Origin of the sequence: Dethiosulfatarculus sandiegensis (assembly GCF_000931935.2) — a bacterium.
Taxonomy (GTDB): domain Bacteria; phylum Desulfobacterota; class Desulfarculia; order Desulfarculales; family Desulfarculaceae; genus Dethiosulfatarculus; species Dethiosulfatarculus sandiegensis.
Genome location: NZ_AZAC01000039.1, coordinates 1 through 1,380, shown reverse-complemented (window position 1 = coordinate 1,380; position 1,380 = coordinate 1). Strand labels below are relative to the sequence as shown.

Annotated in this window: 1 protein-coding gene; it reads left to right on the top strand. The window is 49.3% G+C overall.

Going from position 1 to position 1,380, the window contains the following annotated elements; translation table 11 throughout:
• Window positions 1-115 precede the first annotated feature (115 nt).
• Window positions 116-1,144: an IS110 family RNA-guided transposase gene (locus X474_RS19820; RefSeq protein ID WP_044351408.1), complete on the top strand. Its 1,029-nt coding sequence runs from the start codon at window positions 116-118 to the stop codon at window positions 1,142-1,144.
• Window positions 1,145-1,380: the final 236 nt, after the last annotated feature.

Genomic DNA, 1,380 nt, shown 5'->3' with positions numbered 1-1,380 from the left:
TGAACCTCCCCCGAATTTGTGGACATAGAATAATCGCGAGGGGTGCTCTCCCCCCTTGCAACGAGGTTTGCGATAATCAGCCTCAAACACCTTAACGCCGGAAAGGAGAGCCCTCATGGCCCATTATGTAGGACTTGATGTTTCATTGGATGAGACCAGCATCTGTGCCCTTGACGAGAACGGTAATACAGTGTGGCAAGGTAAAACTTCCTCTAAGCCCGAAGCAATTGCCAAGGCTTTAAGCGTCAAAGCACCTGAAGCGATCAAAATCGGTTTTGAAACTGGTCCGCTGTCCACTTGGCACTGGCACAGTTTCAAGGAAATGGGCCTTCCGGTAGTCTGCTTGGATGCGCGTCATGCAAAGGCGGCTCTTTCCATGCAAGTCAACAAGACTGATGCAAACGATGCTTACGGTCTGGCCCAGATTGTACGCACTGGCTGGTATAAAGAGGTGGAAGTCAAAAGTATGGACGCCCACTTGATCCGCGCCCTTGTTTCGGCCAGGTCGAATCTGGTTCAGCTTCGCACCAAGCTTTCCACCCATTTACGCGGCATACTAAAAACTTTTGGTCTTTTTGTGGGTACTACATGGAATGGCGCATTTGAGGAGCGTGTGCGTGAGCTATGCTTTGGCATTGTTGATTTGGAATCAATTGTTGAGGCTCAGTTGAGCGTATGGCGCAGCGTTTGTGAGCAGATCGAAAATCTAACCCGACAAATTCAGGCTTATGTGCGTAGCGATCAGGTTTGCCGCCGTTTCATGACTGCACCAGGTGTAGGCCCAATAACTGCAATGGCCTTCAAGGCGGTCATCGATGATCCTGGCCGCTTCAGAAAATCCTCATCAGTGGGTGCCTACCTGGGGCTTACCCCAAGGCGGTATCAATCAGGAGAGGTGGACAAAAGCGGCAGGATCTCCAAATGTGGCGACTCTCTTTTACGGTATTACCTATATGAGGCAGCCAATGTCATATTAAGCCGGGTCCGCAAATGGTCCAAATTGAAAGCCTGGGGAGCTAAGCTGAGCAAAAGAATAGGTAAAAGAAAAGCCAGGGTGGCAGTAGCCCGGAAGCTGGCTGTAATCCTACACCGTATGTGGGTGGACAATGCAGACTTCAAATGGTCCGATGCACAGCCAGCTTAATAGTAACAATACATAATATACAAAAAACAACCGGAAACGAAGCAATGGCCATCTCGATCGAGGTGTAGCGTCAACCCTTTGGTGTGAACGCGTTGTGGACATGGAGAGGCCAATGTTTCTAAAACTATGATGAGGCAGACACTGCGCTGACCTCGAAGAGAACCATGATACCGGATGTTTTTTGAAAACGGGAAGAGTTGCACTTGACTCTCGCGATTAGAGAACACCTTAAAAAG